General features: G+C 63.3%; 21 protein-coding genes and 1 riboswitch. Of the genes, 9 read left to right on the top strand and 12 right to left on the bottom strand.

Features of this window, described 5'->3' with window-relative positions; genetic code table 11:
• Positions 1–13: 13 nt before the first annotated feature.
• Both AC3RCP_RS29865 and AC3RCP_RS29860 read left to right on the top strand, forming a co-directional pair.
• Positions 14–364, top strand: coding sequence for a RidA family protein (locus tag AC3RCP_RS29865; RefSeq protein ID WP_101339348.1), 351 nt, complete (start codon positions 14–16; stop codon positions 362–364).
• Positions 365–391: 27 nt separating this feature from the next.
• Positions 392–1,294 (top strand): transporter substrate-binding domain-containing protein, encoded by a 903-nt coding sequence (locus AC3RCP_RS29860; RefSeq protein ID WP_007932538.1) that lies wholly within the window; start codon positions 392–394, stop codon positions 1,292–1,294.
• Between the two features lie 109 nt (positions 1,295–1,403).
• Here the strand turns inward: AC3RCP_RS29860 and AC3RCP_RS29855 are convergent, their stop codons facing one another.
• On the bottom strand, positions 1,404–2,123 hold the full coding sequence (locus AC3RCP_RS29855) for a 16S rRNA (uracil(1498)-N(3))-methyltransferase (RefSeq protein WP_007932537.1): 720 nt from the start codon (positions 2,121–2,123) through the stop codon (positions 1,404–1,406).
• A 97-nt stretch (positions 2,124–2,220) separates the two neighbouring features.
• The gene (locus tag AC3RCP_RS29850; protein WP_492570633.1) at positions 2,221–3,627 is read right to left on the bottom strand and encodes an adenosylmethionine--8-amino-7-oxononanoate transaminase; all 1,407 of its coding nucleotides are present in this window, start codon (positions 3,625–3,627) and stop codon (positions 2,221–2,223) included.
• Between the two features lie 280 nt (positions 3,628–3,907).
• Here AC3RCP_RS29850 and AC3RCP_RS29845 point away from each other — a divergent pair, with 280 nt between their 5' ends.
• Positions 3,908–4,462, top strand: coding sequence for a cytochrome b (locus AC3RCP_RS29845; protein WP_053262962.1), 555 nt, complete (start codon positions 3,908–3,910; stop codon positions 4,460–4,462).
• Between the two features lie 32 nt (positions 4,463–4,494).
• Complete coding sequence (locus AC3RCP_RS29840; protein ID WP_007932534.1) at positions 4,495–5,094, top strand: YceI family protein; 600 nt, start codon at positions 4,495–4,497, stop codon at positions 5,092–5,094.
• 107 nt (positions 5,095–5,201) lie between these two features.
• Here the strand turns inward: AC3RCP_RS29840 and rhlE2 are convergent, their stop codons facing one another.
• The 5 genes from rhlE2 to ahcY form a co-directional block, all read right to left on the bottom strand.
• Entirely contained in the window at positions 5,202–7,058 is a 1,857-nt protein-coding gene (gene rhlE2, locus AC3RCP_RS29835; RefSeq protein ID WP_007932533.1) for an RNA helicase RhlE2, read from the bottom strand.
• Positions 7,059–7,283: 225 nt separating this feature from the next.
• Entirely contained in the window at positions 7,284–8,099 is an 816-nt protein-coding gene (locus tag AC3RCP_RS29830) for a substrate-binding periplasmic protein (protein WP_101339344.1), read from the bottom strand.
• Positions 8,100–8,154: 55 nt separating this feature from the next.
• Positions 8,155–9,237, bottom strand: a complete 1,083-nt coding sequence (locus AC3RCP_RS29825; RefSeq protein ID WP_101339343.1) for a hypothetical protein — start codon at positions 9,235–9,237, stop codon at positions 8,155–8,157.
• Positions 9,238–9,319: 82 nt separating this feature from the next.
• Complete coding sequence (metF, locus tag AC3RCP_RS29820; RefSeq protein WP_007932530.1) at positions 9,320–10,165, bottom strand: methylenetetrahydrofolate reductase [NAD(P)H]; 846 nt, start codon at positions 10,163–10,165, stop codon at positions 9,320–9,322.
• A gap of 189 nt (positions 10,166–10,354) precedes the next feature.
• A complete protein-coding gene (ahcY, locus tag AC3RCP_RS29815) occupies positions 10,355–11,764 on the bottom strand; it encodes an adenosylhomocysteinase (RefSeq protein ID WP_009045993.1) in 1,410 nt (469 codons plus the stop codon).
• Positions 11,765–11,786: 22 nt separating this feature from the next.
• A riboswitch (S-adenosyl-L-homocysteine riboswitch) is annotated at positions 11,787–11,893 on the bottom strand.
• Positions 11,894–12,090: 197 nt separating this feature from the next.
• Here ahcY and AC3RCP_RS29810 point away from each other — a divergent pair.
• A complete protein-coding gene (locus AC3RCP_RS29810; RefSeq protein ID WP_007932525.1) occupies positions 12,091–12,495 on the top strand; it encodes an acyl-CoA thioesterase in 405 nt (134 codons plus the stop codon).
• 100 nt (positions 12,496–12,595) lie between these two features.
• A complete protein-coding gene (locus tag AC3RCP_RS29805; RefSeq protein WP_101339342.1) occupies positions 12,596–13,483 on the top strand; it encodes a formate/nitrite transporter family protein in 888 nt (295 codons plus the stop codon).
• Here AC3RCP_RS29805 and AC3RCP_RS29800 read toward each other — a convergent pair.
• Together AC3RCP_RS29800 and AC3RCP_RS29795 are read right to left on the bottom strand one after the other, a co-directional pair.
• Complete coding sequence (locus AC3RCP_RS29800) at positions 13,477–14,736, bottom strand: cation:proton antiporter (RefSeq protein WP_101339341.1); 1,260 nt, start codon at positions 14,734–14,736, stop codon at positions 13,477–13,479. The two genes, AC3RCP_RS29805 and AC3RCP_RS29800, sit on opposite strands and share 7 nt — an antisense overlap.
• 181 nt (positions 14,737–14,917) lie before the next feature.
• Positions 14,918–16,087: an MFS transporter gene (locus AC3RCP_RS29795; protein ID WP_492570634.1), complete on the bottom strand. Its 1,170-nt coding sequence runs from the start codon at positions 16,085–16,087 to the stop codon at positions 14,918–14,920.
• Positions 16,088–16,296: 209 nt separating this feature from the next.
• Between AC3RCP_RS29795 and AC3RCP_RS29790 the strand changes: the two genes are divergently transcribed.
• Both AC3RCP_RS29790 and AC3RCP_RS29785 read left to right on the top strand, forming a co-directional pair.
• Entirely contained in the window at positions 16,297–17,130 is an 834-nt protein-coding gene (locus tag AC3RCP_RS29790; protein WP_062824360.1) for an EamA family transporter, read from the top strand.
• A gap of 36 nt (positions 17,131–17,166) precedes the next feature.
• On the top strand, positions 17,167–17,553 hold the full coding sequence (locus tag AC3RCP_RS29785) for an MAPEG family protein (protein ID WP_274301955.1): 387 nt from the start codon (positions 17,167–17,169) through the stop codon (positions 17,551–17,553).
• 51 nt (positions 17,554–17,604) lie between these two features.
• On the opposite strand, the gene mltA is transcribed toward AC3RCP_RS29785, so the two are convergent.
• Positions 17,605–18,780 (bottom strand): murein transglycosylase A, encoded by a 1,176-nt coding sequence (gene mltA / locus AC3RCP_RS29780; RefSeq protein WP_009045987.1) that lies wholly within the window; start codon positions 18,778–18,780, stop codon positions 17,605–17,607.
• A 128-nt stretch (positions 18,781–18,908) separates the two neighbouring features.
• Here mltA and AC3RCP_RS29775 point away from each other — a divergent pair, with 128 nt between their 5' ends.
• Entirely contained in the window at positions 18,909–19,358 is a 450-nt protein-coding gene (locus tag AC3RCP_RS29775) for a c-type cytochrome (protein ID WP_007922344.1), read from the top strand.
• Between the two features lie 52 nt (positions 19,359–19,410).
• Here the strand turns inward: AC3RCP_RS29775 and AC3RCP_RS29770 are convergent, their stop codons facing one another.
• Entirely contained in the window at positions 19,411–19,806 is a 396-nt protein-coding gene (locus AC3RCP_RS29770) for a DUF1090 domain-containing protein (RefSeq protein WP_062824362.1), read from the bottom strand.
• A 97-nt stretch (positions 19,807–19,903) separates the two neighbouring features.
• Complete coding sequence (ligB, locus tag AC3RCP_RS29765) at positions 19,904–21,589, bottom strand: NAD-dependent DNA ligase LigB (protein WP_492570635.1); 1,686 nt, start codon at positions 21,587–21,589, stop codon at positions 19,904–19,906.
• Positions 21,590–21,676 lie beyond the last annotated feature (87 nt).

The following is a 21,676-nucleotide window of genomic DNA, read 5'->3' as shown; positions in this document are numbered from 1 at the left end:
AAGGAGCTGTCCCATGACCATCCAGCGTCTCCACAGCAATGACCGCCTTAGCGCTGTCGTGGGTTTTGCCGATCTGCTGTTCCTGTCCGGCCAGGTGCCGGGCCCGGCCACCGATGCCGCCGGCCAGACCCGCGAAGTGCTGGCGAAGATCGACGCCTTGCTGGCCGAGGCCGGCAGCGACAAGGATCATCTGCTCAGTGCGACCCTCTACCTGAAAAACATCCAGCAGGACTTTGCCGCGATGAACGAGGTCTGGTCGGCCTGGCTGTCCCCGGGCCAGGCGCCAAGCCGCACCACGGTGCAGGCCGCCCTGGCGCGCCCGGACATCCTGGTGGAAATCACTGTCATCGCGGTTCGCCGCTAACGCCTTCACCCACAACGGAGAATAACAATGCAAAAAATCACGTTGCTCGGCTGCACCCTGGGCCTGTTGCTCGGCTCCCCGCTGTACGCCAGCGAGGCGCCGCTGACCGGCACCCTGGGCAAGATCGCCACCGCCGGCAGTATTACCCTGGGTTATCGCGATGCGTCGGTGCCGTTTTCCTACGTGGGTGACAACAGTGGCAAACCCATGGGCTATTCGGTGGACCTGGCGAGCAAGGTCGTCGAGCGCATCCGCGACAAGCTGGCGCTGCCGCAACTGGCGGTGAAGTACAACCTGGTGACGTCGCAGACGCGCATTCCGCTGGTGCAGAACGGCACCGTGGACCTGGAATGCGGCTCCACCGGGGTGACCGCCGAACGGCAGAAGCAGGTGGCGTTTTCCTACGGCTTCATCTACGTCAAAGGCCAGTTGCTGACGGCCAGGGACAGTGGGATCAAGAGTTTCGCCGACCTGCGCGGCAAGAACGTGGTGACCACCGCCGGCACCACCAACGAGCGTTTCCTCAAGAGCTACAACGTCGAGCACAAGATCGACATGTTCGTGATCAGCGCCAAGGACCACGGCGAAGCCTTCCAGATGCTGCAATCGGGTCGCGCCGCGGCGTTCTACATGGATGACGCGCTGCTCTACGGCGAACGGGCCAAGGCCCGCGATCCGCACAACTGGGTGGTGGTCGGCGAGGAGCAGTCGCGGGAAATCTACAGCTGCATGGTGCGCAAGGACGATCCGCAGTTCCTGGAGCTGGTGAACGCCACCCTGGCGGACCTGTACCGCTCAGGGGAAATCAACGGCATCTACCAGCGCTGGTTCGAGCAGCCGATTCCGCCCAAGGGCCTGAACCTGGAATTCCCGATGACCAGCGAGCTGAAGGCGATCATCGCCAAACCAGTAAGCGATCCGGTGGAGTAAGCGTTGAGTGGCCTCTGTAGGAGCGAGGCTTGCCCGCGAAGCGTTTTGTCTGACTCACCGCAGCGCCACCATCGCCGGCAAGCCTGGCTCCTACAGAGGCGGGGACGGGTTAGAAGTCGCCCCACAGCTGTTGGGCTACCGCCAGTGCTACCACTGGCGCGGTTTCGGTGCGCAGCACCCGCGGCCCGAGGCGCGCCGGCAGGAAGCCCGCACCCTGGGCCTGGTCCACTTCGGCATCGGACAGACCGCCTTCCGGGCCGATCAGGAATGCCAGGGTCGCAGGCTTGGCGTGGCTCACCAGCGGCTCGGCCACCGGGTGCAGCACCAGCTTGAGGTCGGCCTGGGTCTGCTTGATCCAGTCGGCCAGCAGCACCGGCGGATGAATCACCGGCACCCGTGAGCGCCCGCATTGTTCGCAGGCGCTGACGGCCACCTGGCGCCAGTGGGCCAGGCGCTTGTCGGCGCGCTCATCCTTGAGCCGCACCTCACAGCGCTCGCTGAAGATCGGGGTGATTTCATTCACCCCCAGCTCGGTGGCCTTCTGAATCGCCCAGTCCATGCGCTCGCCCCGGGACAGGCCCTGGCCGAGGTGGATCTGCAGCGGCGACTCGACCTGCCCGGCGAAGCTTTCATCGAGCCGGACCACCACGCGCTTCTTGCCGACTTCCAGCAGCGTGCCGCGAAATTCGTTGCCCGAACCGTCGAACAGCTGCAGCGCGTCGCCCTCGGCCATGCGCAGTACGCGCCCGATGTAGTGGGCCTGGGCTTCCGGCAGCTCGTGCTCGCCGAGGCTCAGGGGGGCGTCGATAAAGAAGCGGGACAGTCTCATGGTGGTTCTCTGGGGAAAATTCGGTTCGAGGTGGGTCAATGGATCTTTGCGTCGGCAAGCCCGCTTCTGCAAAACGGCGGGCTTGCCGGCGAGGGACTCAACCCGGATCGCGGAAGCCTGGGTGGAAGTCCTTGGGCACCGCCACGCTGACCTTGTCGTTGGTAGCAATGTCGATGCCTTCGCTGGCAACGATGGCGAGGAAGTCGATCTGATCCGGGGTGATCACGTAGGGCGGCAGGAAATACACCACGCTGCCCAGCGGACGCAGCAGGGCGCCACGCTCCAGGGCGTGCTGGAAGACCTTCAGGCCACGGCGTTCCTGCCACGGGTAGGCGGTCTTGCTGGCCTTGTCCTGGACCATCTCGATGGCCAGCACCATGCCGGTCTGGCGTACTTCGGCAACGTGCGGGTGATCCGCCAGGTGCGCGGTCGAGCTGGCCATGCGCTGGGCCAGCGCCCGGTTGTTCTCGATGACGTTGTCCTGCTCGAAGATATCCAGGGTCGCCAGCGCCGCCGCACAGGCCAGCGGGTTGCCGGTGTAGCTGTGGGAATGGAGGAAGGCGCGCAGGGTCGGGTAGTCGTCGTAGAAGGCGCTGTAGACTTCGTCGGTGGTCAGGCACGCGGCCAGCGGCAGGTAGCCGCCGGTCAGGGCCTTGGACAGGCAGAGGAAGTCCGGGCGGATGCCGGCCTGTTCGCAGGCGAACATCGTGCCGGTACGACCGAATCCGACGGCGATCTCATCATGGATCAGGTGCACGCCGTAGCGGTCGCAGGCCTCGCGCAGCAGCTTGAGGTACACCGGGTGGTACATGCGCATGCCACCGGCGCCCTGGATCAGCGGTTCGACTATCACCGCGGCAACGCTGTCGTGGTGTTCCGCCAGGGTCTGCTCCATGGCCGCGAACATGTTGCGCGAGTGTTCTTCCCAGCTCATGCCTTCGGGGCGCAGGTAGCAGTCCGGGCTCGGCACCTTGAGGGTGTCCAGCAGCAGGGCCTTGTAGGTCTCGGTGAACAGCGGCACGTCGCCCACCGACATCGCGGCGATGGTTTCGCCGTGGTAGCTGTTGGTCAGGGTGACGAAGCGCTTCTTGTCTTTCTGGCCGCGGTTGAACCAGTAGTGGAAGCTCATCTTCATCGCCACTTCGATGCACGACGAGCCGTTGTCGGCATAGAAGCAGCGGGTCAGGCCTTCGGGAGTCATTTTCACCAGGCGCTCGGACAGCTCGATCACCGGTTGATGGCTGAAGCCGGCGAGGATCACGTGCTCCAGCTGATCGACCTGATCCTTGATGCGCTGGTTGATGCGCGGGTTGGCGTGGCCGAATACGTTGACCCACCAGGAACTGACCGCGTCGAGGTAGCGCTTGCCTTCGAAGTCCTCCAGCCACACGCCGTCGCCGCGCTTGATCGGGATCAGCGGCAGCTGCTCGTGGTCTTTCATCTGGGTGCAGGGATGCCATAACACCGCGAGATCGCGTTGCATCCACTGGTTGTTGAGGCCCATGTTCAGTCTCCTGGAGGCGGCTCTAAGTACGCGAGCAAACAATCGCGCAAGCCTATGCAATGCCAGGCCGTGTCACAACCCATTGCATGCCTGGAAGGGTGAATTGATCGCGGTCGCAGGACGGTCTGTCACGTTTTTCCCCCGTAGACCTTAATGCCTGGTTAATTTAGTGTTCGTAGGATCAACATCGTATTTCTCGATATTTCAAAGCGAAAATTTCCGCTTTAATTCGATAGTTAAATCGATAGTCTTGGGCAGCAGTTCTTACAGGATTCAAGTGATGCAGCTAGGTAACTCTTCTTCCCGCTACGGCTGGGTAAGCATTTTTCTGCACTGGAGCGTGGCGCTGGCAGTCTTTGGATTGTTCGCCCTGGGCCTGTGGATGGTCGGCCTGGATTATTACAGTGCCTGGCGCAAAGATGCGCCGGACCTGCACAAGAGCATTGGCTTGACGCTGTTCGCGATCATGTTGCTGCGGGTGCTGTGGCGCTTTGTCAGCCCGCCGCCGCCGGCACCGGCCAACCACGGTCGCCTGACGCGCCTGGGCGCCACCTTCGGCCATGCCTTCCTTTATCTCAGTCTGTTCGCTGTGATGATTGCCGGTTACCTGATTTCCACCGCAGACGGTGTCGGGATTCCGGTGTTTGGCCTGTTTGAAATTCCTGCCCTGGTTTCCGGACTGCCGGACCAGGCAGATGTGGCCGGCGAGGTGCATCTGTACCTGGCCTGGGCCCTGGTGATCTTCGCCGGAGTGCATGCTCTGGCTGCCTTGAAACACCACTTTATCGATCGTGACGCGACCCTGGCTCGTATGCTGGGGCGCAAAAAAGCCTGATGCTCAACCTCGACTCAAAAGGAATAGAAAGCATGTTGAAAAAGACTCTCGCCGCTCTGGCAATCGGTTCTGCTCTGTTGTCTGCCGGTCAGGCGATGGCCGCGGACTACGTGATCGACAAGGAAGGCCAGCACGCCTTCGTCGACTTCAAGATCAGCCACCTGGGCTACAGCTTCATCACCGGTACCTTCAAGGATCTGGACGGCAAGTTCAGCTTCGACGCGGCCAAGCCTGAAGACGCCAAGATCGAAGTCAACGTGCGCACCGCCAGCGTGTTCACCAACCACGCCGAGCGTGACAAGCACGTCAACAGCAAGGACTTCCTGGAGTCGGGCAAATTCCCTGACGCGAAGTTCGTTTCCACCAGCGTCAAGCCAACCGGCAAGAATGCTGATGGCAAGCAGACCGCCGATGTGGCTGGCGACCTGACTTTCCACGGTGTGACCAAGCCTATCGTGGTCAAGGCCACCTTCCTGGGTGAAGGCAAGGATCCATGGGGCGGCTACCGTGCCGGTTTTGAAGGTACCACCAGCATTAGCCGTAAAGAGTTCAACAAGGACGGGATGGATGTTGGCCCGCAGTCCGACACCGTTCAGCTGTACATCACCTTCGAAGGTGTGAAAGCGAAGTAATGCTTCGCCTGTAGCCGCAGCCTCGCAGGCTCGGCAGCGGCTACAGAGAACATAAAAAAACGCCCCTGATCGCGAGATCAGGGGCGTTTTTTATTGTCGCGAAAACTTCAGCGATTGCGGGTCAGCAAGGCTGGCTTCTCGCCACGTGGACGGCTTGGCAGTTGATCGAGCTGCTCGGGTGTCGGGAAGCGGTCGGCTTTCGACTCCTTGTGCATGATCTTCGGCTGGTTGCCGCGCGGGTTCTGCACCGCCGGCTCCTGACGCGCCTGGTCGTCACGGGCCGGACGACGATTGCGCGACTCTTCGCGACGGGCCTGGCCGTCACGTGGAGCGCCGCTGCGTGGGCCGTTGCGCTTGGCAGGCGGGGTGCCGGTGCTGGCACCGTTGCTGGTGCGCGGACCGCCGGAGCGACCCTGGCCGCCGCTGCGTGGCGCGTTGCTGCTGGTTGCACCCTGGGCTGGCGCGCCAGGACGACGGCCGCGGCCCTGGTTGTTCTTGTTCTGGTACGGGCTGACGTAGTCGGCGCGATTGCCGAAGTTGTCCACGTCGTCGTCCAGGAACTCATCCGGGGCGCGGTCGGCGCGTGGCGTCGGCTGGCGCTGTTCGCGGGCCGGGGTGCCTTCGCGAGGCTTCTGCTCACGGGCCGGGCGGTCGCCGCGAGCGGCCGGTTTGTCCTTGCCCTTGTCCTTGCCTTTGTCTTTACGACCGCCGCCGCCACCGCCGCCATTCGGACCGTCGCCACGCGGGCCACGGGAGTTGCGTGGGTTACGCACGTCCGGACGCTCGCGCACTTCCGGTTTCTCGGCTTCCACGGCGCTGGCATCGAAGCCCATCAGATCGCCGTCGGGGATCTTCTGCTTGGTCATGCGCTCGATGCTCTTGAGCAGCTTCTCTTCGTCCGGCGCGACCAGCGAGATCGCTTCGCCCGAACGACCGGCGCGGCCGGTACGGCCGATACGGTGCACGTAGTCTTCGTCGACGTTCGGCAGCTCGAAGTTGACCACGTGTGGCAACTGGTCGATGTCCAGGCCACGGGCTGCGATATCGGTGGCGACCAGGATCCGCACTTCACCGGCCTTGAAGTCGGCCAGGGCCTTGGTGCGGGCGTTCTGGCTCTTGTTGCCGTGGATGGCGACGGCGGTCAGGCCGTGCTTGTCCAGGTACTCGGCCAGGCGGTTGGCGCCGTGCTTGGTGCGGGTGAAGACCAGCACCTGTTCCCAGGCGCCGGCGGTGATCAGGTGGGCCAGCAAGGCGCGCTTGTGGCTGGCGGCCAGGCGGAACACCCGTTGCTCGATACGCTCGACCGTGGTGTTCGGCGGCGTGACTTCGATGCGCTCGGGGTTGTGCAGCAGTTTGCCGGCCAGGTCCGTGATGTCCTTGGAGAAGGTCGCGGAAAACAGCAGGTTCTGGCGCTTGGCGGGCAGGCGCGCGAGGACTTTCTTCACGTCATGGACAAAGCCCATGTCGAGCATGCGGTCGGCTTCGTCGAGCACGAGGATTTCCACGTGGGACAGGTCGACACTGCCTTGGCCGGCCAGGTCGAGCAGGCGGCCGGGGCAGGCCACCAGCACGTCGACGCCACGGGCCATGGCCTGAACCTGTGGGTTCATGCCGACACCGCCGAAGATGCAGGCACTGACGAACTTCAGGTCGCGGGCATAGACCTTGAAGCTCTCGTGCACTTGCGCGGCCAGTTCGCGGGTCGGGGTCAGGACCAGTACGCGCGGTTGGCGCGGGCCGTGACGCTGGGATTTGTCCGGGTGACCGTTGGGAAACAACCGTTCCAGGATCGGAAGGGCGAAACCGCCGGTTTTACCAGTACCTGTCTGTGCCGCGACCATCAGGTCGCGACCTTGCAACACGGCGGGAATGGCCCGCTGTTGCACCGGAGTAGGCTGGGTGTAGCCGGCGGCTTCGATGGCGCCGACTAAAGCCTCGGAGAGACCGAGGGAAGCAAAGGACATGAGTAATCCTGTTTTAGTGAGGGCTTGGCCCAGAGGGATAGTCTTGCCTGGCGCGAATGGCGTTTAAGAGGACGCAATCCCGTCCGGTCCTGCTGGCTCCTGAAGGCTCATCGGCGAGGGCTCGCGCGGGCCTTGTGGCTGCGCTGTAGCGGTATCGAGATGCCTTGAACAGGATCGAGCGTCCGGGCGTGAGCCTGGCGGGAAGGCCGGAGTATAACAGAGCAATCAGCGTGCGCTGCTTTCCTGCTGCTCAACGGTTTTCAGTGGTGTGCCGGGCGGCATTGCGCTTGAGTCGGCGATGGCCGGCGCCGCGCCATAGCGGGCGCTCAGTTCGGCGTAGGCCGGCTCGCGCTTGAAGCGCTTGAGTTCGGCGCCGAAACGCTGCACCAGCAAGTCCATGCCGGCATTGCGCCGCACCGCGAGAAACTGGCTCTGGCGGCTGATGACCACCGGGTTCTCGGTGATCTGCTGGCGAATGTTCAGTTGGTCGAGCAGATGCTGGCCGACCCGCCGATCGGTGATCAGCAGGTCGATACGGCCGCGCAGCAGCTTGCCGAAGTTGGCTTCGTGGGTCGGCGCCGGTTCGTGCTTGAACAGGGTGGATTCCCTGAAGTCCTGGCTGTACAGGTAGCCGGGGGAGGTACCCACGGTCAGCCCGCGCAAGTCTTCCAGGGTACGGAACGGAAAGGGCCGGGCATTGGCATAGAACATCACGAACTCGACGTCCGACAGCGGCTCGCTGGGGTAGAGCAGGCTGCTTTCGCGTTCGTTGCTGTGAAAGATGTCCAGGGCACCGTCGGCCTGGCCTTGTTCGAGCATGGCCAGGCAACGTCTCCAGGGCAGGAACTGCCATTCGACTTCGATCCCCAGGCGCTGGAAGACGATGGCCGTGGTTTCGTAATCCAGGCCCTGGGCCTTGCCCTGTTCCTCATAGACATAAGGGGCCCAGGGCTCGGTGACAATGCGCAGCTTCTCGCCATGGGCGGTGAGGCTCAGGCAAGCGCAGATAAAGGCTGTCAGCAGCTGGGCAATGACGGGCATCGCTGGAGATTACGACGGGAGGTCGTCCAATGCTAGAGGCCGTCTAGCTCAAGCCTCAGTCAGCCTTTGTCTCGATCAGATGCAGGTAGATGGCCTTGCGCCGCTGGCCCAGTACCAGGCGAATCACCGGGTGATTGAACCAGCGCTCGAGTTGATGGCTGTTGAGCGGCTTTTTCAGGCGGCCTTCGGCGTTTTCCCGGGCTTTCTCCCACCAGACCGGGGCGCAGGCCTGGTCGAATTCGTTGGTGTGGCGGTAGCAGCCGTAGAGGATTTCGCGCATGAACTGCCGCTGGTGCCCGGGCAGGGCCAGGGTCACGATCTTGTAGGCCAGGCGTTGCAACGCCGGCGGGCGTGGCAGGGTCGCGGTGACCAGGCGGGTTTCGTCCAGGGCGACGCTGCTGGTGGGTGCTGCGCCGTGCTTGTCCAGCCAGGCCTTGATCTTGGCGCGAAACAGCTGCTTGCGGCTCCAGTAATGGTGGATCAGGTCGGGGCATTCGCGAACCTGCTTGGTGCGGTAGGCCGCCACCGACAGGCAGAACTCTTCGAGGGTGTAGGCGCCATTGGCCAGCGGGTACAGCTCGTCCATCAGGGCGATGGAGCGGTCCAGCACATCGGCGTCCGCGCGGTGCAGGCCGATCACGCCGGAGTTCAGCAATGGCATCTGGTCGTCGGCGAGTTTTCGTTCCCGCAGCAAGCCGGCCAGGGACTGGTAGAGGCCGGACTCCTTGTTGGCGCCGTAGCACATGCCGAATGCGTTACACAGCAGGGTGCCGGGCTGGATGCGGCGAAACAGCTCCAGCGGCGAGCAGTGGAAAAAGGTATCGGTGTCGATCAGCAGCGCCAGTTCGGACTCTTGCAGCACCTGCTGCATCACCACGTGCTTGGCGCGAAAGTGGTAGCCGTGTGGGGCGATCCAGGCCTGGCGGGTGTTTTCGTCCAAGGGGCGCACGCGCACAGGCAGGTCGCGGTAAGGCGCGGGATTGTCGGTGAAGACCTGGATATCGAGGGCTTCGCCCGGTGTTTCGCGCAGCCCGGCCAGGGCGCTGGCAATACTGAACGCGGCTTCCTGGTGATAGGTCGCGGCGCCGTAAACCAGATAGATCAATTGTGGGCGTGCTGCGGTGCTGCCTGTGGACATCTACGGCGATCCTTCGGATGTATGGAGGTTAAAAAAAAGGCCCTGGATTTCGCCAAGGCCTTTTTCCGATGCTGTCGGGCGGTTAACGCGGCAGCTTCAGGTTGTTCCAGACGGCCAGGCTTGGCTCGGCTTGGTTCAGAGTATAGAAGTGCAATCCTGGCGCACCGCCTTGCAACAAACGCTCACACATTTCGGTGATGACCTGTTCGCCGAACGCCTGAATGCTTTGGCTGTCGTCGCCGTAGGCTTCCAGTTGCTTGCGGATCCAGCGCGGGATTTCCGCACCGCAGGCGTCGGAGAAACGCGCCAGCTTGCTGTAGTTGGTGATCGGCATGATGCCGGGCACGATCGGGATGTTCACACCCATTTGTTGCACACGTTCGACGAAGTAGAAATAACTGTCGGCGTTGAAGAAATACTGGGTGATCGCACTGTTGGCGCCGGCGTTGGCCTTGCGCACGAAGTTGTTGAGGTCGTCTTCGAAATTGCGCGCCTGTGGGTGCATTTCCGGGTACGCCGCCACTTCGATGTGGAAGTGATCGCCAGTCTCTTCACGAATGAAGCTCACCAGGTCGTTGGCGTGACGCAACTCGCCGCTGGCCATGCCCATGCCCGAAGGCAGGTCGCCGCGCAGGGCGACGATACGGTTGATGCCGGCGGCCTTGTACTGGGTCAACAGGCCACGCAGGTCGGCCTTGCTGTCACCCACGCAAGACAGGTGCGGTGCGGCGGGGATCTTCACTTCGCTTTCGAGCTGCAGCACGGTGTTCATCGTGCGGTCGCGGGTCGAGCCACCGGCACCGTAGGTGCAGGAGAAGAAGTCGGGGTTGTAGCTGGCCAGCTGGCGGGCAGTGGCGAGCAGTTTTTCATGCCCAGCATCGGTCTTGGTCGGGAAGAACTCGAAGCTGTAGCGACGGTCTTGGGACATGGAGGAAACCTCCAGCTACAAGCTGCAAGCCACAAGCTGCAAGAGTAGCGGAGGTGCGCTCAGCTCTTGTGCCTGGAACGGGCTGCTTGAAACTGTTTAAGCAAATAGGGACGAAGCCGAAAGCTTCGAGCGGCAAGCACGGCTTGTGGCCTTTGCTTGCCGCTTGAAGCTCAAGGCTTGCAACTGCTCTTAGTACCGGTAAGCGTGCGGCTTGAACGGGCCTTCGACGGTGACGCCGATGTAGTCAGCCTGCTGCTTGGTCAGTTGGGTGACCACGCCACCGAAGCCGCGGACCATTTCCAGGGCCACTTCTTCGTCGAGTTTCTTGGGCAGTACTTCAACGGTCAGGCGCTCGGCTTTCTGGGCTGGCGACAGGTCGGCGTACTTCTGGCCGAACAGGAAGATCTGCGCCAGAACCTGGTTGGCGAACGAACCGTCCATGATGCGGCTTGGGTGACCGGTGGCGTTGCCCAGGTTCACCAGGCGGCCTTCGGCCAGCAGGATCAGGTAGTCGTCGTTCTGGGCGTCGAAAGCGCCTGGGCCGGTGCGGTGAACCTTGTGCACCTGCGGCTTCACTTCTTCCCATGCCCAGTTCTTGCGCATGAAAGCGGTGTCGATTTCGTTGTCGAAGTGACCGATGTTGCAGACAACGGCGCGCTTCTTCAGGGCCTTGAGCATGTTTGCGTCGCAAACATTGACGTTACCGGTGGTGGTCACGATGAGGTCGATCTTGCCCAGCAGGGCCTTGTCGATGCTCGCTTCGGTGCCGGTGTTGATGCCGTCGATGAACGGCGAAACCAGTTCGAAACCGTCCATGCAGGCTTGCATGGCGCAGATCGGGTCGACTTCGGAAACCTTGACGATCATGCCTTCCTGGCGCAGGGACTGGGCCGAGCCCTTGCCCACGTCACCGTAGCCGATGACCAGCGCTTGCTTGCCGGACAGAAGGTGGTCGGTACCGCGCTTGATCGCATCGTTCAGGCTGTGACGGCAGCCGTACTTGTTGTCGTTCTTGCTCTTGGTCACCGAGTCGTTGACGTTGATGGCCGGGATCTTCAGCTCGCCCTTGGCCAGCATGTCCAGCAGGCGGTGCACGCCGGTGGTGGTTTCTTCGGTCACGCCGTGGACGCGATCCAGCACCTGCGGGTACTTCTTGTGCAGCAGCTCGGTCAGGTCGCCGCCGTCGTCGAGGATCATGTTGGCGTCCCAAGGCTTGCCGTCCTTGAGGATGGTCTGCTCCAGGCACCACTCGTACTCTTGCTCGGTCTCGCCTTTCCAGGCGAATACCGGGATACCGGCGGCAGCGATGGAGGCAGCGGCCTGGTCCTGGGTCGAGAAGATGTTGCAGGACGACCAGCGTACTTCGGCACCCAGGGCAACCAGGGTTTCGATCAGCACGGCAGTCTGGATGGTCATGTGGATGCAGCCGAGAATCTTCGCGCCCTTGAGCGGTTGTTCAGCGGCGTACTTGCGACGCAGACCCATCAGGGCCGGCATCTCCGATTCGGCGATGATGGTTTCGCGACGGCCCCAGGCGGCCAGGGACATGTCGGCGACTTTGTAGTCGGTAAAATCTGCAGGCGTGATGACAGCGCTCATGAAGAGCCTCCATTCGTAAGTATGCGAATGGGCGCCGTTGTGCGTTTAGTGACTGACCGAACCATCACGGCCAGACAACGCCCCATCCGAGCCTGACAGGTCGAACCTGCTGCAGCGCCCCTCGGACAGGTGGCGGGAAAACGGTATCAGGTGATCGTTACCGTTTTGAAACGGAGGCGATTATAGCCGTCTGCCAGCGACTTCCCAAGGATTTCTGTCGGACGATGATCGAACGGTTATCGCGACCATAGTAGAAGCTCAATAGAGCTCTGCGCCGGGGTCTGCCATGATGCCGGCATCAATCGGCAAGACGGTCAGGAGTGAGTATGAATTTCCACACCCGCAAATGGGTAAAACCCGAAGACCTCAACCCCAACGGCACGCTGTTCGGCGGCAGCCTGTTGCGCTGGATCGACGAAGAAGCGGCGATCTACGCCATCGTCCAGCTGGGCAACCAGCGCGTGGTCACCAAGTACATTTCCGAAATCAACTTCGTCAGCGCCTCGCGCCAGGGCGACATCATCGAGCTGGGCATCACCGCCACCGAGTTCGGCAGGACCTCGATCACCCTGACCTGTGAAGTGCGCAACAAGATCACCCGCAAGAGCATCCTCACCGTCGAGAAGATGGTCTTCGTCAACCTGGGCGAGGACGGCTTGCCGGCTCCTCACGGTCGTACCGAGATCCGGTACGTGAAAGACCAGTTCAAGGACGACGAGCCCATCGCCTGACCGCTGTAGGCGTGAGTCTGCCTGCTCCTGCATGAGGGCACTGAACGAGCCCTGAACCCTGGATGTCGTACCTGACAAGGTACCCACAGGTTCAGGAGCCATTAACGTGCAGACAGACGGCAAGACCCCGGGCCTTTCTCCCGAAGAGCAGCACGACGTAGACAAGAACCAGCCGCCCCGCGCGGCGGTCTTGCACGAGATCATCCGTACCCAGGGCGACAAGGAGCTGGAGCGCAGCGTCGCAGCGCTCTGGTGGTCGGCCCTGGCCGCCGGCCTGACCATGGGCCTGTCGCTGATGGGCATGGGCCTGCTCGACTCGCGCCTGCCCGACGGCGAAGGGTTCAAGGTGATTGCCAGTTTCGGTTACTGCGCGGGGTTCCTGGCGGTGATCCTGGCGCGCCAGCAACTGTTCACCGAAAACACCCTGACGGCCGTGCTGCCGATCATGAGCAAACCCACCCTGGGCAATTTCGCGCGCCTGTGCCGCTTGTGGGGCGTGGTCCTGGTGGGCAACCTGTGCGGCACGCTGCTGGTGGCCTACGTGATGCTGCACCTGCCGATTTTCGACGCCAGGACCGACCTGGCCTTCCTCGATATCGGGCGCAAGGTCATGGAGAACGATGCCGGGCAGATGTTCGCCAAGGGCATCGTCTCCGGCTGGATGATCGCCACCATGGTCTGGATGATCCCGTCCATGGAGAGCGCCAAGATGTGGATCATCATCCTGATCACCTACCTGATGGCCCTGGGGGACTTCACCCATATCGTGGTCGGTTCGGTGGAGGTCTCGTACCTGGTGTTCGCCGGCGAGTTGCCGTGGCGGGATTTCTGGTGGGTGTTCGCCGGGCCGACGCTGGCGGGGAACATCATCGGCGGCAGCTTCATCTTCGCCCTGATCAGCCATGCCCAGGTGCGCAGTGAAAGTGGCCTGCCAAAAACGACTGCGGACCCTGGGCGGGTCCGCGATCGATCAAAAAGCGATCAGTGAGCGTCCTGGGTGACCGCCGGTGCATCCTGGGTGACATGGCGCACCAGTTTGCCGATGGTCAGGCCCTGCAGGAGGATCGACGACAGCACCACGATGTAGGTGATGCTCAGCACCAGGTCGCGCTCCGGGCCCAATGGCAGGGCCAGGGCCAGCGCCACCGAAACCCCGCCGCGCAGGCCACCCCAGGTCAGCACCCGGATAGTGCCGCGCGGCACGCTGCGCCAGCGGCGTAGCAGGACGATGGCTGGAGCCACGGTGAGCAGGCGCGACAGCACGATCGCCACCGCCAGCAGACTCGCGGCCAGCAGGTGCAGCCAGTTGAACGGCAGCAGCAACAGCTCCATGCCGATCAGGGCGAACAGCAGGGCGTTGAGCATGTCGTCGAGCAGTTCCCAGAAACCGTCCAGGTAACGCCGGGTCATGTCGTTCATCGCCAGGTTGCGCCCCAGGTTGCCGATGATCAGGCCCGCCACCACCATCGCGATCGGTGCCGAGACGTGCAGTTCGCTGGCCATCGCCGAGCCGCCGATCACCAGGGCCAGGGTCAGCATCACCTCGATCTGGTGTTGCTCGATGCTCTTGATCATCAGGTACACCAGGTAGCCGATCAGCCCGCCGAACACCACGCCGCCGATGGCTTCATGGGCAAACAGCAGGGCGGTGGCGCCGACGGTCGGGGTTTCGCCGAGCTGGGCGATTCCCAGCAGCACGGTGAACACCACCACCGCGGTGCCGTCGTTGAACAGCGACTCGCCGACGATGGTGGTTTTCAGCGGCTTGGAGGCGTTGGCGGTACGCAGCACGCCAAGCACCGCGATCGGGTCGGTCGGCGAGATCAGGGCGCCGAACAACAGGCAATAGAGGAAGCTCACGTGCCAGCCGAACAGGCCGAAGATCCAGTAGGCCAGGCTGCCGATGACGAACGTGGCGATCAGTACGCCGACCGTGGCCAACAGGCCGATGGGCCAGCGATAGCTACGCAGGTCGTTGAGGTTGACGTGCAAGGCGCCGGCGAACAGCAGGAACGACAGCATCCAGTTCATCAGCAGGTCGCCGAAGTCGATCTGGCCGATCAGCTGTTGCACATGCTCTTCCAGGCCGGGATAGCCGAGGACGCTCAAGCCTTGCAGCAGCAGGGAAAACAGCAGGGCGGTGACCATCACCCCGATGGTCGGCGGCAGGCCGATGAAGCGGAAGTTGACGTAGGTGAGCAGGGTGGTCAGGCAGATGAAGGCGGCAACGAGTTCAAGCATCCGGAGTCCCTTGGATAGAAACGTGAAAAGAAAGCCCGAAAGCCATCGAGCAAGGGTTTGATGGGCCACTGGCGGCCCGGGGCACACCGACAAGGAAAGTTCAGATTCTTCTGTCGGTGAGCCGGTCGGCCAGTGCGCGGTTCTGCAGGCGACCGTGGGTCAGTCGCGCGCTCGTCGGGGCTCAGCCGGATACATTGATCGCGGCCGCCTGGCGACGTTGCAGGTGAATGAACAGCAGTGCGGTCAGCACCGTCAGTCCGCCGACCAGTGCGCCGGTCCACGGCAGGTCGGCCAGGTCGGCGCCGCTGGCGACGACCAGCCCGCCGATCCAGGCGCCGGCGGCGTTACCCAGGTTAAAGGCGCTCTGGTTCAGGGTCGAGCCCAGGTTGGGCGCTTCATGGGCCTGGTCGATGATCAGCAATTGCAGGATCGGGCACAGGGCGAAGGCGAAGATTCCCCACAGTAGCAACGTGATCGCCGCCGGGATCAGCAGATGGCTGGTCTGGCTGAACGCGGCCAGCACCAACACCACGGCCAGCGCCATGGTCACCAGCGACGGCAGCAGGCGGCTGTCGGCCAGGCGGCCGCCGAGCATGCTGCCGGCCGTCAAGCCGACGCCGAACAGCAGCAACATGATGGTCACGCCATGGGGGCTGACGCCGGTGACGTCCTGCAGGATCGGCGCGATATAGGTGAAGACGCTGAACAGGCTGGTGGAGGCCAGCACGCTCATGCCCAGGGCCAGCAGCACGTTGGTCTTGCCCAGGACCTTGAACTCGCTGGCCAGGTTGGCCTTGTCCATGGCGATGTGCCGGGGCAGCCAGAACCACTGGGCAATGGCGGCGAGTACCCCGATCACCGACACCGCCCAGAAGGTCGAGCGCCAGCCGGCGTATTGCCCCAGTGCCGTGCCCAGCGGCACGCCGAGCACATTGGCCAGGGTCAGGCCGGTGAACATCATGGCGATCGCCTGGGCGCGTTTGTTCGGCGCCACCAGGCTGGCGGCGACCACCGAGCCGATGCCGAAAAACGCACCGTGGCACAGCGCGGTGATCACCCGCGCGGCCATCAGCGTGGCGTAGTTCGGCGCCAGCGCGCAGAGCACGTTGCCGAGGATGAACATCAGGGTCATGCCCAGCAGCGTGGCCTTGCGCGGCATGTTGGCGGTGCCGACGGCGAGGATCGGCGCGCCGAACACCACGCCCAGGGCGTAACCGGTAATCAGCAGGCCGGCATGGGGAATGCTGACGGACAGGTCGCGGGCGACATCGGGCAGCAGGCCCATGATGACGAATTCAGTGGTACCGATGCCGAAGGCGGCAACAGCCAGTGCGAGCAAGGCGAGTGGCATGCGAGGATTCTCTGTCTGTAGTCTTGACGCCCTGATCAGGCATACGCATGCCGGCATTGCTCCTCCATCGGATCAGGTCCGGCGGATCGGGCAGCGGCAGGAATTATTGGAATGGATATGCGCAACTGAGTGCGGCGTGGTCGGCGTCAGTATAGACAGCCGAGGCCCTTAGGTGAATCGATTCTCTTATAGCAAACAGGGAGTGTGAGGTGCTGGCGACAACTCTGGTTCTGGTGGCGGCGCTGCTGCATGCGGCGTGGAATACCCTGATCAAATTCAGTGGCGAACGGTTATTGGTGGTGGCCTGCATGGACAGCGTCGCCTTGTTGTTCGTGGCATTGATGCTGGGGTTCGTCGAGTGGCCGCCGTTGCAGATCTGGCCGTGGATCCTGGCGTCGGCGGTTTTCGAGTTGCTCTACCGCTACCTGCTGATCCAGGCCTATCGAGTCGGCGACCTGGGTCTGGTCTACCCATTGATGCGCGGTCTTTCGCCCCTGGTGGTGCTGGCCCTGACCCTGATCTTCGCGGGCGAGGTGCTCAGCCCCCAGCAGATCCTCGGCATCCTGTTGATCCCTTTCGGCATGCTGTGCCTGCTGTGGCAGGGCGGTGGCGGCGACCGCCTGCCATGGTCGATGTTGCCGGTGGTGGCGCTGATCGGCCTGTGCATCGGTTGCTACACCTTTATCGACGGCCAGGCATTGCGCCGCTGGTCCCATCCGCTGGATTACCTGGTGTGGGTGACGCTGCTCAGCGCCTGGCCCTTTCCGTTGCTGGCGCTGTTGCGCAAGCGTGCGGCCTTCAGCCTGTTCTGGCGCGAGCAATGGAGGCTGGGGTTGAGCGTCGGGTTCTGCGTATTGTTCAGCTACGCTCTGGTGCTGTGGGCCATGCAGCTGGGGTCGATCGCCGAGGCGGCGGCGCTGCGGGAAATCAGCGTGATCCTGGTGGTGTTGTTCGGTATGCGTTACCTGAAAGAACCTTTCGGCCGACCTCGGCTCTTAGCTTGTGGGCTGGTGCTGATCGGCATGCTGGTGATGAAGTTCTGACCCCGCTCCCCTCATGACTTTAAAAAGGACTCTGCCATGACCGTCGCTTTCTGGTGTGTATTGATCGCCATCTTCCTGCCGTACCTGTGCAACAGCATCGCCAAGTTCAGCGGGGGCGACTTTGGCCTGCGGCAGAACCATGACCCGCGGGCCTACCTCGAAACCCTCGAGGGTTTCGCCCGGCGGGCGCAAGCGGCGCAGCTCAACAGTTTTGAAGTGACCCCGGCCTTTGCCGCGGGGGTGATCATCGCCCACATCGCCAACGTCGCCGAACTGGTGACCATCGATGTGCTGGCGGTGCTGTTCATCACCAGCCGCCTGCTGTACATCATCTGCTACCTGGCGGACTGGGCGATCCTGCGGTCGCTGGTGTGGTTCGTCGGCATGGCGCTGATTGCCAGCTTCTTTTTCGTTTCTATCTGATCTTCGTCACTACTGCCGCCGCCTCTCGACGAGGCGGCAGCGGTGCCAGGGCTATTTGCTGTCGGTGACTTCAGGCACTTTCGGCAGCGTGGCGCCCTTGGGCCAGAGCATCCAGATCTGGCCCTGCTGTTTCATGTCTCCCGCCAGTTGCCCGGCCGCGTCGCCGGTGCCCCAGAACAGGTCGGCGCGAACTTCGCCGGCGATCGCGCCACCGGTGTCTTGCGCCGCCACCGGACGGATCAGGCTGCTGCCATCCGGTCGGGTGGTGGAGAGCCACAACAGGCTGCCCAGGGGGATCACCTTGCGGTCCACCGCCACGCTGTAGCCGGACGTCAGCGGTACGTTCAGCGAGCCGCGCGGGCCTTCGTTGCTGTCCGGGTTGCGGTTGAAGAACACGTAGCTGGGGTTGCTGCCCAGCAGTTCCGGGATGCGATTGGGGTTGGCCTTGGCCCAGGCCGCGATGGTGCCCATGGTCACGTCTTCTTTCTTCAGTTCGCCCTGATCCACCAGCCAGCGGCCGATGGGACGGTACGGGTGGCCGTTCTGGTCGGCATAACCGATGCGCAACTGGCGCCCGTCTTCCAGCTGGATACGACCCGAGCCCTGGATCTGCAGGAATTGCAGGTTCATCGGGTCGGTCAGCCAGGCGATTACCGGCGCCTTGACCCCCTTGGTCTCGATGGTCGCGGCATCGTCGTAGGGTTTCAGCACCCGGCCTTCGAGGCGGCCGCGCAGGCGCTTGCCCTTGAGTTCGGGATAAATGCTGTCGAGGGCGACGATGATCATGTCTTCCGGCACGCCATAGACTGGCACTGACGCAGCCTGGGTCTGGGTCAGGCTGCCCGGATAGACCGGCTCGTAGTAGCCGGTGATCAGGCCGTTGCTGCTGCCGCTGGCCGAGCGCAGGCCGTAGACGTCCAGGTGCTGCTTGAGGAAGCTGCGGACATCGAGGGCGGTGAGCGGCACATTGGCCGCCGTCGCGCAGGTCGGGCCCCACACCGGGTCGGCTTTCAGCCGGGTGCAGGCACTGCGCCAGGAACCGAAGCCGGCCAGCAGGTCGTCGTCGGACACAGTGGGCAAGGTTTCCCAGCTGGCGCTGGTATAGGTGGCGATGGCGTGAGGCTGGGGTGGCTTGCCGACTTCGCCGCCATTGCATCCGGCCAGCAGGATCGCGGTCGGCAAGGCCCAGGCCAGGTGTCGACGCCACAGCTTGAAACGGGTGTTCATTGGGTACTTCCTTTGTGGCTTGCCTGGGCGCATGGCAACGTCAGGCAATCCATATTGTTAATAGGGCTATTGGTCTTTGCCGGACAGGCGAGGATACTGGCGGCCGTTTCCCGTGACCCGAAGCCACCATGACGCTTAAAAGACTCTCTGTTGTATTGCTGGCCTGCCTGACGTTGTCCGCCTGCGGCGGTGTCGATCCGAACTCCCCGCTGGGTCAGCGCAAGGCGATCTTCAAACAGATGCTCAAGACCGGTGAAGACCTGGGCGGCATGCTCCGTGGGCGTATCCCGTTCGACGGCCCACGCTTTACCGAAGGCGCGATCAAGCTGGACAACCTGTCCCACGAACCCTGGAAGCACTTCCCGCAGGTCAAGGAACAGGAGCACAGCAGCGCGACTGACGATGTCTGGCAGAAGCAGGCACGTTTCCAGGAACTGGCCCGCACCCTCGAGGCGGCCACCGGTGAACTGGTCATCGCCAGCAAGGTCCAGCCGTACAAGGCCAGCAACCTGGGGCCGGCGGTACAGAAAGTCGAAGATGCCTGCAGCGCCTGCCATAAAGAGTTTCGCGATCACTGATCCTGTCGCCTGAGGTGTCTGCGGCGGGCACATCTGCCGCAGCGGCTCGAACTTACTTGTCCAGTTCGTCGAGGGCTTCCTGCAATTCCTTGCGGGACTCGGCCAGCTTGTCCTTGCGCTTGTTGATCTTCTCGGCGTCGCCTTTTTTCATGGCCTTGTCCAGGTCGGTCTGGCGCCGGCTGACTTCATGCTTGGCGTCCAGCACCTTGTTTTCGCGTTCCTTTTTCAGCGAGGCGTCGGTGCAGTTCGCGGTGGCTTCGCTCAGGGCTTTTTCCAGGCCGGCCTGTTGTTCGCTGTTGCCGTGGGCCTTGGCCTGTTCGAGCTGGGTGCTGATGGCCTGGCGCTTGGCGGCGCAGCCGGTGAGTTCCGGGGCCTGCTCGGCGGCCATCAGGGCTGGGGTTGTCAGGGCGAATGCGGCGAAGAGGGTGAGCGGTGCAAGAAATTTCATAAAGGCTCCATGTGAAAAGATGAATAGCAGGAGTGGGGCGACGGGCTGTTTGAGCCATCTGCGTCCCCGGGGTTCAACGCCGCCGGCTGTAAAAGCCTCAGAAGCCTTCGATTCCGGCGGCACGTAATTCTTCACTCACGGCCAGGACCTGCGGATCGCGGAAAAAGGCGCTCAACTGAGCGGCGCGTCCCGGGCCGATAGCGCTTTGGGCCTGCCATTGTTCGGTGGTTCTGGCCGCCAGCGCCGCCCAGCCATCTTCGAGCCTGGCGTCGCCGGTCGGTGGCAGTCCAAGGGCTTTGAGCCAGCGATGAAACGGCTGTCGGCGGGCGCTGTGCAGGCTGCTCAGCAAACGCGCGATGCTGCGTTCGCCAAGGCCGGTAATGTTAGCAAGCTCTGCAGGTTCAAGGGTCAACCAATCGACCAAGCCGTTGATCAGTCCGGCGTCCACCAGCTTCTCCCAGGTGCCGGCGCCGACATGGGGCAGGTCCAGCCCGGATTTTCCGCTCAGCCAGGTCAAGCGTGCGAGGAACTGGCTCTCACAGCCGGGCAGGGGGTGCCAGCAACTGAGCGCATGGAAGGCCGAGGCATCCGGAACCTGCAGCGGAACACGCTGGGGCGTGCGCAGTATCACCGCGTTCAGGCGCGGGATGGTCAGGCCGGCGAGGCTGATCGACACCTGGTCGCCAGGGCGGATATCCAGCTTTTGCCAGCGCGGCAGCGAGCCGACGCTGACCCGCCTGATCTGCCGGTCGTCGAGCAGGACCGGCTCCAGTTCGAGCATCGGGGTGATCCGGCCGGTGCGGCCGATCTTGAAGTCGACCTTGCGCACCCTGGCCAGGGCCTGGGCGAACGGGTATTTCCATGCGGCGATCCAGTAGGGCGCCTTGGCCTGCCAGCGTTGCGCCTCTGGGCGTCGGCTCTGGCGCAGGACGATGCCATCGCTGGCGAAGGGCAGGGCCGAGCGATACCAGTGCTCTCGCCAGTGCCGGACCTCGGCGAACGTACTGACGCGCTGGCTGTACTCGCTGCTGTGGGCAAACCTCAGGGCCTTGAGGCCGGCCAGGCGCTGCGCCAGGGTGCTCGGGCCTTGGGGCCAGTCCCAGACGAACAGGCCGATCCGGCTGGCTTGCCGAGGCTCCAGCTGGTTGCGCGCCAAGAGGCCGGCGACCTGGCCGCGGGCATTCAGGCTGCCGGCCTTGGCCTGTATGTGATCGTTCTGGCGCCAATAGAGCTCGCCCTGTAGCAGCAGGTCCCGCGGTTCGGGCAGGCGTTTGGGGATGGCGCTTATCAGTTGCGCGGGCCCGGTCCAGTCCTGGCCCTGAAGGCCATCCCCGCGGCTGATGGCTTGCTGGAAGCGTCCCTGGCGATAGACCAGGGTCACGGCCACGCCGTCGATCTTGGGCTGGACCCAGACCTCCTCGCGGCCGGCGAGCCACTGGCGTACGGCACTTTCATCGGCCAGTTTCTCCACGCCGGTATGGGGAATGGGGTGCGGGACAGTACCGCGTGCGGTGCGTAGCGGGTTGGCGCGGTCTGCGCTGACGGTGGGGAAACAGCTTTGCCAATGTTCGAGCCGGGCGCGGGACTGGTCGTAGAGCTCGTCAGTCACCGGCGACAGGCCTTCACGGTGGTAGCTGTCGTCCCAGCGATTGATTTGCTGTTGCAGGGTGGCCGTTTCGGTTTGCGCCTGGGCAGGTGCCCAGTCGGGGCACGAGCTGGCGACGCTTGGCAGGGCGATGGCGCTCAGGAGGATTGCGGCCAATAGCGTGGCTCTGTAGGGCATGGGGAGCATCCTTGCTCGGGGGAGTCAGGCTGCAGGCTAGAGGGGTGGGCGGGAGGGAGAAAGGGCGTATGGATTGCCGGGTATTTC

This window comes from Pseudomonas sp. GW822-FHT05A08 (assembly GCF_058800485.1).
The sequence above is the reverse complement of the archived record's forward strand: the minus strand, read 5'-3'. Positions and strand labels throughout refer to the sequence as shown.

Excerpts from the sequence above, each read along its gene's own strand:
- AC3RCP_RS29845 (WP_053262962.1), top strand. The coding sequence starts at position 3,908 with ATGCAGCTAGGTAACTCTTCTTCCCGCTACGGCTGGGTAAGCATTTTT.
- AC3RCP_RS29770 (WP_062824362.1), bottom strand. The coding sequence starts at position 19,806 with ATGAAATTTCTTGCACCGCTCACCCTCTTCGCCGCATTCGCCCTGACA.
- AC3RCP_RS29775 (WP_007922344.1), top strand. The coding sequence starts at position 18,909 with ATGACGCTTAAAAGACTCTCTGTTGTATTGCTGGCCTGCCTGACGTTG.
- AC3RCP_RS29800 (WP_101339341.1), bottom strand. The coding sequence starts at position 14,736 with ATGCTTGAACTCGTTGCCGCCTTCATCTGCCTGACCACCCTGCTCACC.
- ahcY (WP_009045993.1), bottom strand. The coding sequence starts at position 11,764 with ATGAGCGCTGTCATCACGCCTGCAGATTTTACCGACTACAAAGTCGCC.
- AC3RCP_RS29865 (WP_101339348.1), top strand. The coding sequence starts at position 14 with ATGACCATCCAGCGTCTCCACAGCAATGACCGCCTTAGCGCTGTCGTG.
- AC3RCP_RS29860 (WP_007932538.1), top strand. The coding sequence starts at position 392 with ATGCAAAAAATCACGTTGCTCGGCTGCACCCTGGGCCTGTTGCTCGGC.
- AC3RCP_RS29850 (WP_492570633.1), bottom strand. The coding sequence starts at position 3,627 with ATGGGCCTCAACAACCAGTGGATGCAACGCGATCTCGCGGTGTTATGG.
- metF (WP_007932530.1), bottom strand. The coding sequence starts at position 10,165 with ATGTCCCAAGACCGTCGCTACAGCTTCGAGTTCTTCCCGACCAAGACC.
- rhlE2 (WP_007932533.1), bottom strand. The coding sequence starts at position 7,058 with ATGTCCTTTGCTTCCCTCGGTCTCTCCGAGGCTTTAGTCGGCGCCATC.
- AC3RCP_RS29810 (WP_007932525.1), top strand. The coding sequence starts at position 12,091 with ATGAATTTCCACACCCGCAAATGGGTAAAACCCGAAGACCTCAACCCC.
- ligB (WP_492570635.1), bottom strand. The coding sequence starts at position 21,589 with ATGCCCTACAGAGCCACGCTATTGGCCGCAATCCTCCTGAGCGCCATC.
- AC3RCP_RS29830 (WP_101339344.1), bottom strand. The coding sequence starts at position 8,099 with ATGCCCGTCATTGCCCAGCTGCTGACAGCCTTTATCTGCGCTTGCCTG.
- mltA (WP_009045987.1), bottom strand. The coding sequence starts at position 18,780 with ATGAACACCCGTTTCAAGCTGTGGCGTCGACACCTGGCCTGGGCCTTG.
- AC3RCP_RS29825 (WP_101339343.1), bottom strand. The coding sequence starts at position 9,237 with ATGTCCACAGGCAGCACCGCAGCACGCCCACAATTGATCTATCTGGTT.
- AC3RCP_RS29795 (WP_492570634.1), bottom strand. The coding sequence starts at position 16,087 with ATGCCACTCGCCTTGCTCGCACTGGCTGTTGCCGCCTTCGGCATCGGT.
- AC3RCP_RS29855 (WP_007932537.1), bottom strand. The coding sequence starts at position 2,123 with ATGAGACTGTCCCGCTTCTTTATCGACGCCCCCCTGAGCCTCGGCGAG.
- AC3RCP_RS29840 (WP_007932534.1), top strand. The coding sequence starts at position 4,495 with ATGTTGAAAAAGACTCTCGCCGCTCTGGCAATCGGTTCTGCTCTGTTG.
- AC3RCP_RS29785 (WP_274301955.1), top strand. The coding sequence starts at position 17,167 with ATGACCGTCGCTTTCTGGTGTGTATTGATCGCCATCTTCCTGCCGTAC.